Origin of the sequence: Rhizobium favelukesii, assembly GCF_000577275.2 — a bacterium.
In the GTDB taxonomy this organism is placed as follows: Bacteria; Pseudomonadota; Alphaproteobacteria; order Rhizobiales; family Rhizobiaceae; genus Rhizobium; species Rhizobium favelukesii.
The window spans coordinates 907,173-922,864 of sequence record NZ_HG916855.1; the positions used below are offsets into that span (position 1 = coordinate 907,173).

Sequence of the window (15,692 nt, forward strand, 5' to 3'; positions counted from 1 at the left end):
CAAGCCTGGGGTCGAACGCCATGCTTCGTCTTGGACGATCGTGTGACTTTGCTCCGATATCGCCGCTGACCGGCAAGCATGATGGTCGCTTGTCGATCAAGCGGCCTTGCTCTGTGCAACTGGGGTCCCTGCTGCAGGCCCCTTATGATGAAAGTCTGGGTGGAGTGGGCCGAACGGCATCGCGCCCATCAGTGTGACCAGCCCCAAACCAACGACGGCGAAGCAAAACGACAGGATAAAGCCATCGGAATAGGCAAGCACATAGGCCTGCGCTCGCACGTGTGTCGCAACGGTCGACAATGCTTCCAGGCTTCCCCGCGACGAGGCACCGAACAGCGTCTCCAGCCTGGCCATCACGCCATGAAAATCTCGTGAAGAGGCCGTAATGGGGCCAGTCAGTATGTTGGAGTGAAACTGCTCGCGTTGCCGCAGCCAGGTGCTCAGCACACTGACAGCCAGCTCAGCACTTCCAAGACGGATGACCTGGATATAGGCGGACGCCGCGGTTGCCCGCTTTGGATCGGTGTTTGCCAAGAGGTAGACGACAGTTGAGAAGAAGGTGAACGACTGGCCCGCGGTAAACAGGAAAACGACGGGCAGGAAGTTCCATGGAGACCATTCAATCGTCAGCCTGGAACCAATGAGAGAACCGAGCGCCATCGCCACCAGACCGATGAGCATGCACAATCTCGAGTCCACCCGACGCTGCAGATAGACGGCCAGGGTGATGAAGACAAAGACCGGGATTACGGCACCGACGACATAAAGTTCTGAAATCGCAATGGGTCGCAACCCGACGCCGTTTTGCAGGAACGCCGGGATGACGATCGAACCGCCGGAGCTGGAGAATGTGAAGGCGATAATAACGGCGTAGCCGAGCCCGATGTTACGCGACAGGATGACGCTGGCATGCGCCCAGGGGAGTTTTACCACGCTCTCGTTGATGAAAAATCCGATGACAAGGATTGCGCCGCCGGCAAGAAGCGAATTGATGATGCCTGACTGGAACCAATCGAGCCGGTTTCCCTGGTCAAGAGCGATATAGAGCATCGTCATCGATGAACCGAGCAACAGCATTCCGCCCCAATCGGCAGTCGCAAGCAAGCTGACGTTGATCTCCTCCTTGGGAGCCGCAACGATCAGCAAGAGCGCAATAAGTGGCGCGACGATCACGTCCTGCCAATAGAGCCATTGCCAACCGAGGTAGTCCCCATAAACCCCGACAAGCACGAAGCCGAGGTTTTGCGACAACGGAAGGCGAAGCGCGTAAATCGCAATTCCGACCAGCCAGTATCTCATGTCGAGGTTCCGGAAGATCACCATGATCGTTGCCGGGATGAAGACGCCGAGCAGCAGCGCCCGCACAGCATGAAGCGCATAGAGCGCCGTCCCGTCATGGAGCAGCGGGATTGCAAACGAGATGCAGGCGTAGACAAGGCTCGAAGGGATCATCACCCGGCGGACGCCAAACACTGTGGCAAGCCATGCCACCGCTGACGAGATGAGGATCTGCGGTGCGTTGGCAATGGTGTTCAGCCAGGAGGCCTCGTCGGCCCCCAATGAATAGGCGCCCCGCAGGTCTGGAAGGCCGACAGTAAAGACCCTGGTGTCGAAACCAACGACGAAGGATGCCAACAGCAGCGCCGCGACGATCAGGTGAGGGCGGCTGGCTGTCGTGCCACTCGTCACCGGACCAAAGGCGCTGGCTGCGGCGCTCACGGCTTTGCGTCCGCCGCTGTATCGACGCTTACGACAGCCGACATTCCCGGCTTGAGCTGATTGGCGAGCGTTTGGCCTGGATCGAGATCGATCCTGACAGGAATGCGCTGCACGACCTTGGTATAATTGCCGGTGGCATTGTCAGGCGGCAAAAGCGCGAAAATGGAGCCGCTTGCCGGCGACAGCCGGGAGACCTTTCCAGAAAGCGTCTGGCCGGGAAATGTATCAATGGTGACCTGTGCCGCACGGCCTGGGGTCATACGGGCAAGCTGTGTCTCCTTGAAGTTTGCCGTCACGTAGACGCTCGGAAGGGGCACCTCCGAAATGACGCTGGTGCCGGCGGCGACAAAATCGCCTTCGTGGACGAGCTTGCGGCCAACGACACCATCGAAGGGTGCTGAGATGCGGGTGTATCCCTGGCGGATCAGAGCTGTGTCCAGATTTCCCTGTGCGGCGCTAACCTCAGCGCGCAACAACGGATCCTGTCCATCAAGAACCTTCAACTGCGCTTTCTGTTGCTCGATGGCGGCTGCGGTCGATTTGACGGCAGCCTGGGCCTGGAGATAGGCCGATTGTGCCTGCTGCAGCAGCTGCTGCGACGTGGCATCTCCAAGATTTGTCTGCCGGTGAAACTCAAGCTCAGTCTGTGTTTGCTGGGCAAGCGCGGATGCGTTCTGCGCTTCGGCTGCCTGCACGACAGCCTTCTGCAACGCGACTTGGTTCGCAAGATTTGCGAGCGAGGCGTTGGCGGATGCCAGGTTTGCTTTCGCCACCTCGACGGCGGCGTCATACTCGCGGGGATCGATTTCACCGAGCAACTGGCCTTTCGTGACCCGCTGATAGTCTCCAACCGGCGTGCTTCGTACCGTGCCGCTAACCTGCGCGCTGAGAGTGGAGACATCAGCATTAATCACCGCATCGTCTGTCGATTGCCGGGCAGCACCGGCCACCCATCGGTTCCAGTCTGCCATGACCAGTGCCATGCTGGCGCAGACGACCGCGATTGCCAGGGCCGGAATGGCGAGCCGTCTGATTGTCGCCGTGGCCGTCGAAGGCTGCGGGCTAGGGGCGAAAGCCTCCCCGGCCGGCGCGAGACTGGCCGGCGGTGGGCTGAGGTTTGTGATATTGAGTGGGTCGTCCATGACGAGCCTCACTCGTTTGTGTTGGCGGAAATCTTTGCCCGGACGGCTATGGGAGCGGGCACGACCGAAACGTGCCAGCTGTTGTGGAACTGCGCCCTGCCCAAGGCCATGAAGGCCGTGCCGCCGATCAGATTGGTGATCCAGACCAGATTGTGAAGAGCGCCGGCAACAGTGATATTTGCGGGATAATCGCCAATCAGCCTCATGGAGAAGGTGGCAGGATCGACATGCACACCGGCGGGGAACGTCAGAATGTCGCCGAAGCCGATATAGGCGCCCGCCATCGCCGCTCCTATCAGGAACGCGAAGAACAGGGTGCGGACCATGGGTGCGTTGCATTCACCCAAGCGGGCAAGGTTGGTGACGGAATCCTGGTACATGACGAGATCCTCGCATCCTGCCCGGACCGAGCCGAGCGCGTCGCTGGTTGATGCAAGGAGTCTAGTCGAACGGACTACTGCGGTGAATCATACGTAGGTGTAGGTGATGAGTGGTGTAGGATTGGCACGCGGGACGACTGCAAGCAAAGGACACAGGGCGCAGCTCGCGATCTCATTCGCGCTCCTTCCCGGGCAAGGAGGCCTGGAAAGAATGACCCCGGTTCCGTCGGTAACGAAAATTGGAGACGCTGCCTCGATCTGGCAGTCCACTGCCTCACATGGACGTGGGTGGCAAAACGGATTGTCGCGATCGTGAGCTCGCAAGCATGCTGATCGCCAAAATCCTGCGGCCTGGGGGAGTTATGCCCGATATTTGGAAAGGATTGTTGATGATGCCGTGGTTTCTTGCAGGGGCCAAAGCCTCCGGCTCTTATAAAAAGTAGGCCGTCTCCGGGCAGATGGAGACGGCCTAGGCGGACCTTGGGAGGATCCGCGGCCTCGGCGGAGGGGAGGGACACCGAAGCCCGGTAGCTGGGAGGATGCTACCCGCCTCATCGAGGGGTTGAGGCGATAGAGAAAAGGTAGGCCTATCGGGGAGATTGCGTAACTACACTTAGGTATGGTCCCGCCTATACCACCAGGCAATCTCGGTCCATCTGCGCGCTCGTCTATCGATGAACGTTTCCGACCGGTGGGCGCGTGAGAATAACCTTGGGCGGCCATACTCTGCGTCGTGCCCATGGGCTGGAGGTAAATTGCTGGGAGGAATGTGGCTGGTGGTAGCTTTGCTACCGAGTTCGGTAAAATCCTATCGCCGAGTAGATAGGTGCCCTGCCGCCAATTCTGTCCGGCAAGCCTCGCCAAAATCGAGGAGAAAGTTCATCGCGCCGGAACGGGCAAGATCCCGGATTTCAGAGAGCGAGCGATTGGGTGTCAGATAGGTTTCGACGATCCTTGCCATCGCCAGCTCGGCTGCATCCACGACCGGACGGGATGAGATCAGACGCATCTGGGCGACCAATGCGTAAAGCAGCACGAGGTCAGAGACGTCGTCCTTCTGGTGGCTTATTGCATCACCATAGAGCCGGGTGGCTTCGGCGATGAAATCCGAAAACAGCTTTTCGCGCTTGGCAGCCTCGAGCTCCCGATGTTTTTCCCTCACCTGTGATCGATGCGTCATCCACGTGGTAGCAAACGAGGTCAGGCTGCCAATCGCAATGCCGGCGAGACCCATCAGAGCAGAGATGTAGGCGTCCATGAGAATTCTCCTCTCGGAACGAGACGGCGCGCGCACCACGTAAATGACAGAGCGGTTGCCCGACCAGCTCCAATATCCAAGCTCGCTCGTCGAAATGTCAGCAGGTCGCCGATCGGGAGGCTTGGGACGTCCTACTTGGCAGGCGGAGGACCTATCCAAACGCCCTCTGGTACCGTGGGGATACAATTCGCCAATCCGTCGAGCATGCCTTGCAAGACGTTTTCGGTCAGCTCCTCTATCCTGTCGCTGGGGCCGACGAGGCCGTCTACCAGCAGCAAAGTGAGTCCGTGCATTTGCGACCAAAATATTAGAATGGCCCCGTCAATCGTACGTGTGTTTGCCGCGGTGTTTGGAATGAGACGCCCGAGCGCGCCGTCGCATATCGCGTCTACAATTTGGGCTTTCATGTTGTTCGCCGCGGTTCTTTCGATCGCAGGGCGCCCATTATCCTGACCGGCAAGATAGCCACCGAACATCAATCTGTAGAGCGCAGGATTGTTGACGCCGCCGCAAACATACGCGCGCGCCATGGCTGCCAGCCGCTCGCGCGGACTGTCGAGTTTCTTCGTCGCGTCGGTCATCTTTTTTGCGAGGAGCTCGAACCCTACCGCCGAGACGGCCGCCAGCAATTCACGCTTGTCGGCGAAGTGTTTGTACGGGGCGTTATGGCTGACGCCCGCTCGACGGGCGAGCTCCCGAAGCGAAAACTCCGTGCTTTGGGATTCGCTGAGAACATCGAGTGCGGCACGTACGATCGCCCTGTGCAGGTCACCATGGTGGTAGGGGCGCTGCTCTGTCGTGGAAATGTCTTGGGTCATATCCGTCCGTTTAGGTGCTGAAGTTGCTCTTGTCAACATTTTTACTTAAGCGATGTTGGCATTGCCCACTCCAACCGTTTAAGTGGGCGTTGTCAACATCGCCAACCGCCCCTTATTTCGCATCAGATTGAAGACTGCGGCGAACCGGCTCTCTTTTGGTCACAACCCCACCGGAGCAAAACATGCAGTCCTTTCGATTGCTGGGAATTGGTCTCGCCTGCGCAGTTCTGGCTGCCTGCGAAGACAAAGCTGAAGTGGTGCCGCCGCCGCAGCAGGTCCGCGTTGTTGCGGCGTCGGCGGCTCAGTATCAACCGGGTGCGGAAATCACCGGCGATGTGAAGGCACGGGTCCAGACAGAACTCTCTTTTCGCGTCAGCTCGAGTTCTCGAGAGAAAGGTCGACGTCGGATCGCACGTCCACGCCGGCGACGTGCTTGCAAGGCTCAACGACACGGAACAACAGGCGGACGTGAGTGTCGCCCGCGCCGCGCTGGTGAGAAAACGACCTTGGTAGTGGCCAATTCGACTGTAAATAATTGATTTTCTGCATCCCGAAGGGAAATTCGATCGAGAAATGGCCATTCTTGAAGCTAAAACTGGCCAAAGATCGAAGGCAAAGAAAAAGCCGGATCGAAATCCGGCTTCTCGACATTTCCAACTACTCGGACGGGAAAAGGTGTAAGACATCAAGCCGCCGATAGAAGGCCATTTCACTTGACGTGAACGCTGGGTCGATGAGCGATTCCTCGAGAAGAAGCCTGAGCTTCTTGCTGTTCCAGCCTAAAGTGGCCGCAAGGTTCGAAAGCGGAACTCGCGCGAAACTGGTCCTCGCCGTCGCGCAGCAGATCGTACCCGGTGCCCGCACATGTAGACCATTCCTGTTCGTCGATCGCCGCCATCCGGAAGCGGGTTCCATGCCTCACCGAGGCCCCAACCATTTCGCAAAGGCGAATAGCGACGTATAGCCGAAGAGTATCGAGCCAAGCCGCGCCTGTGTCGGTACCCGCGAGCCTTGCCTCCACATAGGTCTGAAGGCTGTCCGTTTCCCAGTGTTCGGCGCAGGATTGCAGCGCGTCGATGTTCTCATTCTCTACTGCCAGATTGGCAGCAAAGGTGGCAAGGCTGCCGAGAAAGCAGTCCTCGAGGAAATGTACGCGGGTTCCGGAGGGGGTGAAGGATCTGATCTGCATCTGGCGTTGGACATTGCAACGATCCTCATTGCGACCCACGGCGTGAGCGCCTTGGGTTTCACGAGCTTCACAGGATCCCGCGACCTCGAACGAATTCGTCGCACGGATCCTATCCTGAGGCGGCGGGTTGAACGCCTGCTTGCCGAGGAGCTGGCGCGGGCGGAGGAAATCATCAGTGAACGGCGGGCGGATGTCATGCGGGTCGCCGAAGCCCTAATGGAACAGGAGGTTCTGTCGGGCGAGGTTGTCGCTAAGTTCATCCTAGGACGAAATTCTCCGTCCTAGGTTCCGCCAAATGAGGTCGTGGAGGAATCCTGGTTCGCTCGTCGAAGGCGGCCGCCCCTGGCCGCCCTACCGGCACTTGCTGCTGCGTGGAATCCAGGTCACGCTTGATGAACAACCTTGGAAAGGCCTGCTCGAATCCTTGTCGACGTCAAACACCGGCGAAAATCGTGCCCATGATGACCACCAAAGTTCCCCGGAGTAATTTTGCGGAGAACGCCTCGTAGTCGAGCGACACGGCTGAACCCAGACCTCCGCGGCTATGAGATTGGATCGGGTCGGTTACGCCTGGCGGACTACCACGCGTCGATCGTCCTTTATCCGGGCACCCTTCAATCATAGGATGTCGGCGTCAAGTGCCATGATGGCGGAAGCGCCGGAGCGGATCGCCGCTTCCAGTCCCAGAGTTCGAGGCAGCAGACGGGCCGCGAAGAATTGCGCCAGGATAAGCTTGCGCTGCTTCAGTTCGGCAGTCGCATGGGCGGATGCAGCAGCCTTTCCAGCCATGCGAACCCACAACCATCCGAAGGTAACCAGCGCGAAAAAGCACAGGTAGTCGGAGGCGCTAGATCCCCCCTCCGACGGATCTTCGCCAATGGCCAACAGATGTTCCGTCAGTTTCGCCAGCCGGGCGAGGGCCTCGCCGACGGCTGCCTTCGCCGTGTCAAGCTCGGCCGGTCCTCCGGCTGCGAATAGTTCGGCACGCATCATCGCGAAGAACCGCCGCGGCAGATCGCCATCTTCCATCGGCAGTTTTCTGCCGACGAGATCCATGGCCTGAACGCCGTTCGTCCCCTCGTAGATTTGAGTGATGCGCGCGTCGCGCACATACTGTTCCATGCCCCATTCGCGGATGTAGCCGTGCCCGCCGAATACCTGCTGCGACAGGACCGCCGTCTCGAACCCGAAGTCGGTGAAGGCAGCCTTTACTACCGGCGTCAACAGGGCGACGAAGCCAGCGGCCTTGTTGCGCTCTCCTTCGTCGGGATGAAGGGCGGCGATGTCCATCTGCATCGCGGTCCAGACGCCGAGCGCTCGTCCAGCATCGGCAAACGAACGCCCCGTGAGGAGCATCTTGCGCACATCGGGATGCTCGATGATGGGTACAGGGCCGCGGGCGCCGTCCGTGGAGCGGCCTTGCAGGCGCTCGCGGGCATAGGCGACGGCCTTCTGGTTGGCTGCCTCGCCGATGCCGAGACCCTGGACGCCGACGAACAGGCGCTCGGCGTTCATCATCGTGAACATGGCGTTCAGGCCGCGGTCGGGTTCGCCGACCAGCCAGCCGATGGCCCCGTCATAGTTCATCACGCAAGTCGGCTGGGCATGGATGCCCATCTTGTGCTCCAGCGATCCGACCGACATGCCGTTGCGTTCACCAAGCGAGCCGTTCTGGTTGACAAGGAACTTCGGTGAAAGGAATAGACTGATCCCCTTCACTCCCGTCGGCGCATTGGGAAGGCGCGCCAACACCAGGTGAATGACGTTGCCGCCGAAATCGTGGTCGCCGGAGGAGATAAAGATCTTGGTGCCCTTGAGCGCAAAAGACCCGTCGCCGAGCGGTTCCGCGCGGGAAGTGAGCAATCCGAGGTCGGTGCCAGCCGAGGATTCGGTGAGCGCCATGGCGCCCGTCCATTCGCCAGAAATCATCCTAGGCAGGTACTTCTGCTTCAGTTGGTCGCTCCCGTGGTGGGCAATCGCCTCGACGGCGCCGCGGGTGAGGCCTGTGAACAGGCCGAAGGAGAGGTTGGTCGATGATAGCATTTCGTCGAGCAGGATCTGGAGCACGCGCGGCAGGCCTTGGCCGCCAAACTCCGGAGCTCCAGAAAGCCCGGCCCAGCCGGCCGCGACAAAGGCCCTGTAGGCGTCAGCGAAGCCCTTCGGCGTGGTGACCGCGCCTTTTTCCAGTCGGCAACCTTCCTCGTCGCCGGGGCGGTTCAGTGGTTCGAGCACCTCGGCGCAGAACTTGCCGCCTTCTTCGAGAATGCTCGCGGCAAGGCCCGTATTGACCTCTTCGCAGCCCGGAAGGGCGACCATCAGCGCGTCGAAGTCGAAGACCTCGCCGAGCAGGAACGTTATGTCGTCGATGGGGGGGATATAGGCAGCCATAGGTTTTCCTTCGTTGGTTCAGTTGCGCTGCGGCTTGACGGTCGCCAGCATGTGCTTGACGCGATTAGCAGTTGCCGGCGTTGCGAGGAGTTCGATAAAAGGTCTCGCGCTCGAGCGCGATGACAGGGTCTTCGGTAAGCGGCTTCAGCGGATCCGCGTAGGGACCAACCGGTCAACACGTTGGCGACCGCGCGTCCCACCACGCCGTCCTGGGCGGTGGCGCGTCCGGCCAGCGCCTCCCTTCGATGAAGTTGCGGATTGCGGATGCCCCGAAAGGTGCCGGCGTGACGATCACCGGTGATTTCGGCGCGACATAATTTTCCGCAAGGGCCAGGGCCTTGGCTTTGGCATCGATCAGTCGGCTGCGGTGGTGATGCCGTCCGAGGCTCTCATAAAGCCGAGGTTGCGGCCTGGACGGCGTCGCAATGAAGCAGCAGTTCGCAGGCGCCGTCGAGCCCCAGCGGACGCTGCGCTCCCCCAAAGAATGTGGGCACCAACTTCGGAACTCTTTTTCACCACAACGGCCGAGATTTCCTGTCCTGCGGCGATCGCGCGCTGCTTGATCACGATGGTCGCCGAAAGACCTGCCGGCTTGGCGCCCATTATCACCACATCAAGTTGTATGGCTTCCCTGGTCGTGTTGATCAACCTTTTCTCCTTGTATTGTCGCGATGAGATGTATCAAACGGTTGTTACAGTCCGCAAGGACAAAATTTGGCTCTGCAGGGGAGGCGAGGCGTGGGGAGTTGGGAAATGCGCAAGTCTGCGCTAAGAGCTTCTTCAGATGGGCGCAGGACATACGATCACCAGGAGAGGCGATGGCTGAAGTTGAAAATCCGAAAACGGCGGCGGCAGCAGAGGGCAGGCTGGGTGGCGCATTGCTGCAGGGCGAGTTCAGCGACCGGCACCGGGACATACTGGAAGCCGCCGCGTCCCTCTTCGCAGAGCGCGGCTATTCGGCGACATCGGTCCGCGATATTGGCGAGCGTGTCGGGCTACTCGGCGGCTCCCTCTATCATTATATCAAGTCGAAGGAAGCGCTTTTCGTCCGCATCCATGACATTGCACTGCAGGTAGCCGAGGACCGTATTCTGGCCGCGGTATCAGGACTGACCGATCCGTGGGCGCGGCTGGAGGCGGCATGCGTCACCATGCTGGAAATTCAGCTCGACCCAAATTCGCTTACCATGCCCCTAATGAATGACTTCGCTTCCGCCCCGTTGGAGATCCGCGAGCGCCTCGTCGCCAAGCGAGACGCGTTCGAGCAAATGTTCCGGGACCTGATCGCTGATCTTTCCCTGCACCCCGCGTTTGACAGAGGCGTTTATCGTCTGCTGCTTCTGACGCTCCTCAATAATGTCGGGAGTTGGTATCGCCCCGGCGACATGACGCCGGAAGACATCGGCCTTCAGATCGTTCGCATTTTCCGACACGACGAAATTTGTGCGAACGATGGGTAACACTGACACGCGCCAAATCGAGTGGTGCGGTTGGCAGGCTTGGTACTGCGAACTAGATGCCGGCCATTCGCTCCTTCACGAGGCGCTCATACCCTCCGGTTGGCGTTGGCGCATGGGTGCTGCTTTGAGGGCCGCTTTTCGACGATCGTCCGGACGCTGCATTTTGAGCTGACGTCGCTCAGCAATTTGAGACCTCGCTCCCGTTCCTCTGATCTGACGCCTGCCGAGTTCTAGTGTGTCTCTGTCAGGCGCAGCCGGCAGGACTTCGGTGAGCACACCCGCCGCCTGGCACAGGGAATCATGCTCCCAGGTCCGCCTACATGGATGCCTTTCGGATCTTGTGAAAGCACTCGCAGGCCTTCGATTCGAGGCGTGCGCGATTCGCGATCGTAACGTCCCCACGGGAATATTCGATAAGTCCTTCGGATGCCAGTTCTGAACAAATTGCATTCACTGTCGCGCGCCGTAGACCCAGAACCTCCGCTATCACCTGCTGCGTTAGATTGAAACGGTCCCCCACTACGCAGTCATGAGCCCTCAGAAGCCAGCGAATGCTCCGTTGCTCCGCGGAATGAAGGCTATTGCAGGCCACTGTCTCCATGAGTTGCGTGATCAGCGATTTCGCGTATCGCAGCATGGTTTCCCTGACGCATTGGAACTCCTCCAGTGCCTCGTCGAGGTCGGCTATCGAAAGCCAGGAGGCATAGCCCGGAACCTGTGCGACGCACATGCCGAGCGCACCGGTTCCACCCATGATCAGCCCGAAGCCGAGGAACCCCTCGTGCCCCACGGAGGTTTTCTCCACGCGCCTTCCATTCGCCATTTCCGTCATCAGCGAGATAAGACCCGTGTGAGGAAAAACGGCGTGAGTGAAGGGCGCACCCTCTTCGTAAATGACCTCCCCGGCGACCATGGGCCTGACGAGCGATCTTTTCGCAATGAAGTCTTGGGCTGCCGGCCTTAATGCAAGCAATAACCGATTCCGAATTGCGTACTCTTTCAAGTTAGCCTTCCAAACAAAAGTTGCTTTACTCCAGATGACATACTTTGCGTTAACCAACGCAATGTACGGTAACGAACATAGTTAGTTCCGATACCGTACTATGAAGGCACGTGGCTGAGTACGCTACGACTTCGAATACCTCCTGTCGACCGCAACCGCGTAACGCCGTCTTGGAATTTGTGCAAGTCCAGCAAGGGGAACAAACAATGCCGGGCCAAGAGAACAGAGCAGACTTATTGAAATCCGAACAGAGAAATGCCGGGCCACATGCGTGCGCGACCCTGGATGATCTTAAAGACATGGTGGCGGAACTGGCATCATTCAAAATGGCGCTTGATCCCCATACGATCGTTGGGATTACCAACCGCGCCGGAACGATCACCTACGTGAATGATCATTTTTGCCAGATCAGCAAATATTCGAGATTTGAACTCCTGGGAGCCAAGCACAGTCTATTGAACTCGGGACACCATCCGCCATCGTTTTTCCAGGAGATGTGGCGGACGATCTCAACGGGGAGCACGTGGCACGGAGAGGTATGCAACAGGGCAAAGGACGGTTCGCTCTACTGGGTCGATACGACCATCGCGCCAAAGCTGGACGCATCAGGTTCCATTCGTGGCTATGTCTCAATTCGGTATGACATCACGCAACGCAAATTGGGCGAAGAGACGCTGCTGGAAGAAAATCTCCGGCGGGAGCGCATGGAAATTCTTCTCCGCGACATCATTGAGACAATCCCCAATGGCGTTGCTGTGTACGATGGAGACGATCGGCTCGCCTTGTTCAACTCCGGCTTCCAAGACTGCTATAGGCGGACCGGGCCCGCCATCCGGGAAGGCCAACCGTTCCAGGAGATTTTGGAACGCGCAATTGCGCGGCGAGTTTGCGGATGTCTCGTCCGGGGATGATGGCAGGCGGAACTGGATCAACACGAGGCTGCGCAATCACCGCAATCCGGGAAGGGCATTTCTACTGGCGCTGACTGGAGATCGGTGGCTTAAGGTGCAGGAGCGGCGATCTGCCTCCGGATACATCGTCGGTGTCCAAACCGACGTCACCGATCTAAAGAGGGCAGAGCGACAGATCAAACTCCAGGCGGAAACCGACCCACTCACGGGCCTCCTTAACCGCCGTTCCATGATTGAAGGACTGGATGCCGTTATATCCTCTGAACGGACAGACCGGTATAGTGCGCTGGTGCTCGTCGATCTGGACCACTTCAAAGCGATCAACGACACTTTGGGCCACGGCGCGGGCGACGTACTTCTCGTCGAAATCGGAAAACGCTTCAAAGAAAGCGTGAGGAAATCGGATTTTGTCGCCCGCCTAGGAGGTGACGAATACGCCGTCCTGCTCGTGGATATCGGCAGCGAAGCCAACGCAATCCGGATCGTTCGGAAGATGCTGAAGGGCCTCGAGGCCCCAGTCCGGCTCGGTCGAAAGTCAGTTAACGTCAGCGGTAGCTTCGGACTGGCTGTCGTCCGGAGCACGAAGGCAGGTACTCCGCTAGAAGTAATCAAACGTGCCGACATTGCCCTCTACCAGGCTAAACGCAACGGACGGTCGACCTATGCCGTCTACAGCACAGATATGGAACGGAGCATCCGGCACCGAAATGGGATGGTCGAGGCGCTGCGCCGTGCAATCGAACGCGACGAAATACAGGTGGCTCTGCAACCTCAGTTACGGTTTCTTGACGGAGCCCATTCCGGTTTCGAGGCTCTCGTCCGCTGGAAGAAGGATAGTGAATGGGTACCGGCGGCGGAACTCATATCTCTGGCGGAGCAATCGGATCTGATTAGTGCGGTTGGGCGATCCGTTGTTTCCGCTACTCTCAGCGTGATGCGCGACATGAAACGGAAGGGTCGCGTACCCGGCAAGGTGGCCATCAACGTTGCCGCGGCGCAGTTGCGCGACCTCAACTTCGCTAAAGAACTCCTCGCTGCCATCGCGGCTCACGGACATTCGGGTTCCGAGATCGTCATCGAAGTCACGGAGAATGTCATTCTCGACCGTACTAACGAAGCGATCGGTGTGACGCTGAACCGGTTGTCGGAGGCAGGCGTCAAGATTGCGCTTGATGACTTCGGTACGGGCTACGCTTCGCTGACCCATCTGCAGCGCTATCCGGTGTCGTACATCAAGATAGATCGCTCCTTTGTCGCGGACCTTAACCGTGGCTATGGAAACGGTGCGATCGTGAGGGCCATTATCTCCTTGGCCCACGACCTCGGCATGGAGGTAGTCGCGGAGGGTATCGAGACGCAGGCCCAATATCAGTCCCTTATGGAGATGGGTTGTGACTATGCGCAAGGGTATCTTCTGGCCAAACCCATGCTCGTCGAGCAGATCGACGCTTACTTCCTCGATTGCGAAGCAAAGCGGCCGGTTGCCGCACTGGTCGCTTGATCGTTTTCCACCAAGCAGAGGAGAATAATTCATGTCGCATCACTACCCCCATCCCGCATATAATCAGCGTTCGAATGCCGGCTCCGGCACGGCGGAGGAAAAAAAGCAGAACGTCGCCCGTCGCCTCGAATTCATGCAGTTGGATACTGCTGGCCGCGCCAGCATCCGTTTGCTGAAGGCTGTTGTGGAACGCGAGCTGCCAAACGGTCTGGATAAGTTTTACGCGCAACTCCGCCAGAGCCCCGAAGTGAAGAGGTTCTTTTCAACGGAAGAGCATATCGCTCGCGCCAAGGGGGCGCAGCAGGGCCACTGGATCAGCATTTCCAACGGCAATTTCGATGAAGACTATGTCAACAAGGTTCGAACGATTGGATCGGTTCATGCCCGGATTGGCCTTGAACCGCAGTGGTATATCGGTGGATACGCGATTATTCTCGACCATCTTATCGGCAGCGCCGTTGAAGAGGTGTTCCCCAGGGGCGGTCTGTTTTCCAAGAAGACAATGAAGCCGACCGAATTCGGAAAAGCACTCGCAAGCTTGGTCAAAGCCGTTTTGCTGGACATGGATCTGGCAATCTCCGTCTATATCGACGAAGCGGAAGTCGCAAAGCAGAAGGCACATGCCGAAGCAATTTCGGCCGAGCAGAAACTGGTCGCCGACTGTTTTGGCAAGGCGATGGCCGCCATCGCCGCCAAGGATGTAGGCTATCGGATCACCGACGATCTGCCGGAAGCCTATCATGGGCTGAAGAACGACTTCAACGATGCCCTGGAACAACTCTCCGCGACGATTGCCAAGATTGATGCCGGAGCTTCGCAGATTCATTCCGGGCCGAGGAAATTTGTTCGGCCGCCGACGATCTGTCTAGGCGAACGGAACAGCAGGCTGCCTCGATCGAACAGACGGCGGCGGCACTCGAACAGATCACGACGACCGTCAAGGATTCAAGCCGGCGCGCCGAAGAAGCCGGTCACCTCGTCGGCAAGGCCCGGGTGGGCGCGGAGAAATCCGGTCAGATCGTCCAGCAGGCGGTGGCGGCCATGAGCGGGATCGACACCTCGTCGCGCGAGATTTCGAACATCATCGGCGTAATCGATGAGATCGCTTTCCAAACGAATCTCCTGGCGCTAAACGCCGGTGTTGAAGCCGCGCGCGCCGGCGACGCCGGGAAGGGCTTCGCTGTCGTCGCGCAGGAGGTACGTGAACTTGCACAGCGCTCCGCCATGGCGGCAAAGGAAATCAAGAACCTGATCAACAATTCCGGTGAGCAGGTCAAGAGCGGCGTAGCCCTTGTCGGAGATACCGGTAAAGCGCTGACAGTGATCGTTGATGAGGTCAAGGAGATCGACCGGCACATCATGCCATTGTCGAAGCTGCCCGTGAACAGGCAACAGCGCTCCAGGAGATCAACACCGCCGTCAACACCATGGATCAGGGCACCCAGAAGAACGCTGCCATGGTGGTGGAGACCACGGCGGCAAGCCACGCGCTTGTATCCGAAGTGGTGGGAATCGCGGAGATGCTGCGGGAATTCAACATCGGCGAGAACAGGCAAAAGCCGACTTCCAGGCCCGAACCGGCCCCGGCGTTAAAAACAGCCGCGATGACCCAGAATATGACGGTTAAGAGATTGCAGGCGAAGGTCGCATAGCAACATCGCATCGCGTGGAAACGTTGCAGTCGCACGCGACAATTGAGAAGAGTTTTTATCTATCGCGATCCGGAACTGCGGCTGCTGCCGCAGTTCCGAGACTGAAGTAGGTTGGCGCCGGTGGAGTAAGAAGTAATTTTACTTCGAGGAGGTTGCACTGCCGGTCGACCAAGCGGCCACTGCGGAAAGCACTGAGCCAGCCCCCCCATCAGCCACAAAAACCACCGCTTTCCGGCGCAATCATCGTCTGCGCGCTTGCTTCATTCGCTAT

The 15,692-nt window shown here is 58.7% G+C and carries 12 protein-coding genes and 2 pseudogenes; 6 read left to right on the forward strand and 8 right to left on the reverse strand.

Going from position 1 to position 15,692, the window contains the following annotated elements:
• Positions 1-96: 96 nt before the first annotated feature.
• The 5 genes from LPU83_RS67850 to LPU83_RS67870 all read right to left on the reverse strand — a co-directional run bounded on the left by LPU83_RS67850 (position 97) and on the right by LPU83_RS67870 (position 5,317).
• Positions 97-1,719, reverse strand: a complete 1,623-nt coding sequence (locus tag LPU83_RS67850; protein WP_024317108.1) for an MFS transporter — start codon at positions 1,717-1,719, stop codon at positions 97-99.
• Positions 1,716-2,861 (reverse strand): HlyD family secretion protein, encoded by a 1,146-nt coding sequence (locus tag LPU83_RS67855; RefSeq protein ID WP_024317109.1) that lies wholly within the window; start codon positions 2,859-2,861, stop codon positions 1,716-1,718. Before LPU83_RS67855 ends, LPU83_RS67850 begins: the two co-directional genes overlap by 4 nt.
• An 8-nt stretch (positions 2,862-2,869) precedes the next feature.
• Positions 2,870-3,241 carry a formate/nitrite transporter family protein gene (locus LPU83_RS67860; RefSeq protein WP_024317110.1) on the reverse strand — a complete coding sequence of 124 codons (372 nt, stop codon included), beginning with the start codon at positions 3,239-3,241 and terminating at the stop codon, positions 2,870-2,872.
• An 808-nt stretch (positions 3,242-4,049) separates the two neighbouring features.
• Positions 4,050-4,499, reverse strand: a complete 450-nt coding sequence (locus LPU83_RS67865) for a hypothetical protein (protein ID WP_024317111.1) — start codon at positions 4,497-4,499, stop codon at positions 4,050-4,052.
• 131 nt (positions 4,500-4,630) lie between these two features.
• Positions 4,631-5,317 carry a TetR/AcrR family transcriptional regulator gene (locus LPU83_RS67870; protein ID WP_024317112.1) on the reverse strand — a complete coding sequence of 229 codons (687 nt, stop codon included), beginning with the start codon at positions 5,315-5,317 and terminating at the stop codon, positions 4,631-4,633.
• Positions 5,318-5,499: 182 nt separating this feature from the next.
• On the opposite strand from LPU83_RS67870, the pseudogene LPU83_RS67875 reads away from it, so the two are divergent.
• Positions 5,500-5,809: pseudogene (locus tag LPU83_RS67875) on the forward strand (efflux RND transporter periplasmic adaptor subunit); the annotation flags it as partial.
• 571 nt (positions 5,810-6,380) lie between these two features.
• Positions 6,381-6,791: a M41 family metallopeptidase gene (locus LPU83_RS67880; protein WP_231052141.1), complete on the forward strand. Its 411-nt coding sequence runs from the start codon at positions 6,381-6,383 to the stop codon at positions 6,789-6,791.
• Positions 6,792-7,124: 333 nt separating this feature from the next.
• Here LPU83_RS67880 and LPU83_RS67890 read toward each other — a convergent pair whose 3' ends face one another.
• Positions 7,125-8,894, reverse strand: coding sequence for an acyl-CoA dehydrogenase C-terminal domain-containing protein (locus LPU83_RS67890; RefSeq protein WP_024317116.1), 1,770 nt, complete (start codon positions 8,892-8,894; stop codon positions 7,125-7,127).
• Between the two features lie 354 nt (positions 8,895-9,248).
• Positions 9,249-9,542, reverse strand: coding sequence for a hypothetical protein (locus LPU83_RS76010; RefSeq protein ID WP_024317117.1), 294 nt, complete (start codon positions 9,540-9,542; stop codon positions 9,249-9,251).
• 170 nt (positions 9,543-9,712) lie between these two features.
• Here LPU83_RS76010 and LPU83_RS67900 point away from each other — a divergent pair, with 170 nt between their 5' ends.
• The gene (locus tag LPU83_RS67900; RefSeq protein ID WP_024317118.1) at positions 9,713-10,354 is read left to right on the forward strand and encodes a TetR/AcrR family transcriptional regulator; all 642 of its coding nucleotides are present in this window, start codon (positions 9,713-9,715) and stop codon (positions 10,352-10,354) included.
• 316 nt (positions 10,355-10,670) lie between these two features.
• Here LPU83_RS67900 and LPU83_RS67905 read toward each other — a convergent pair whose 3' ends face one another.
• Positions 10,671-11,159: a Crp/Fnr family transcriptional regulator gene (locus tag LPU83_RS67905; protein ID WP_225039603.1), complete on the reverse strand. Its 489-nt coding sequence runs from the start codon at positions 11,157-11,159 to the stop codon at positions 10,671-10,673.
• 404 nt (positions 11,160-11,563) lie between these two features.
• Here LPU83_RS67905 and LPU83_RS67910 point away from each other — a divergent pair, with 404 nt between their 5' ends.
• From LPU83_RS67910 to LPU83_RS67920, 3 genes and pseudogenes are all read left to right on the forward strand, one after another.
• The gene (locus tag LPU83_RS67910) at positions 11,564-12,268 is read left to right on the forward strand and encodes a PAS domain-containing protein (protein ID WP_112334147.1); all 705 of its coding nucleotides are present in this window, start codon (positions 11,564-11,566) and stop codon (positions 12,266-12,268) included.
• Positions 12,231-13,769, forward strand: coding sequence for a putative bifunctional diguanylate cyclase/phosphodiesterase (locus LPU83_RS67915; RefSeq protein WP_157997395.1), 1,539 nt, complete (start codon positions 12,231-12,233; stop codon positions 13,767-13,769). The genes LPU83_RS67910 and LPU83_RS67915 overlap by 38 nt, the downstream gene beginning before the upstream one ends.
• 115 nt (positions 13,770-13,884) lie before the next feature.
• A pseudogene (locus LPU83_RS67920) lies at positions 13,885-15,421 on the forward strand (globin-coupled sensor protein); the annotation flags it as partial.
• Between the last annotated feature and the right edge of the window lie 271 nt (positions 15,422-15,692).